This window comes from Paucibacter sp. TC2R-5 (genome assembly GCF_025717605.1).
GTDB lineage: Bacteria > Pseudomonadota > Gammaproteobacteria > Burkholderiales > Burkholderiaceae_C > Paucibacter_A > Paucibacter_A albus.
Genome location: NZ_JAJIRQ010000038.1, coordinates 1 through 557, shown reverse-complemented (window position 1 = coordinate 557; position 557 = coordinate 1). Strand labels below are relative to the sequence as shown.

The 557-nt window shown below is 57.8% G+C and carries 1 protein-coding gene; it reads right to left on the bottom strand.

Annotated elements, in window-relative coordinates:
- Window positions 1-557: EF-Tu/IF-2/RF-3 family GTPase (locus LNV08_RS22970; RefSeq protein WP_263536065.1), on the bottom strand; the 557-nt coding region annotated here is incomplete at both ends.

Here is a 557-nt window from a genome sequence, read left to right as displayed (position 1 = left end):
GCGATGATCGTAGCAACCACGCCCGAACCAACGGTACGGCCACCTTCGCGAATCGCGAAGCGCAGACCAGTTTCCATCGCGATCGGAGCGATCAGCTTGATCGTCATGCCGACGTTGTCGCCAGGCATAACCATTTCCTTGTCCGCTGGCAGCTCAACAGCACCGGTCACGTCAGTTGTACGGAAGTAGAACTGTGGACGGTAGTTGTTGAAGAACGGCGTGTGACGGCCGCCCTCTTCCTTCGACAAGACATACACCTCAGCCGTGAAGTGGGTGTGTGGCTTGATCGAACCTGGCTTGCTCAGCACTTGGCCGCGCTCAACATCTTCACGCTTGGTGCCGCGCAGCAAGATGCCGACGTTGTCACCAGCTTGACCTTGGTCGAGCAACTTGCGGAACATTTCCACGCCGGTCACGGTTGTCTTCTGGACATCACGGATACCGACGATTTCGATTTCTTCGCCGACCTTGATGATGCCGCGCTCGATACGACCTGTCACCACGGTGCCGCGACCAGAGATCGAGAACACGTCTTCAACCGGCAGCAAGAAGGCGCC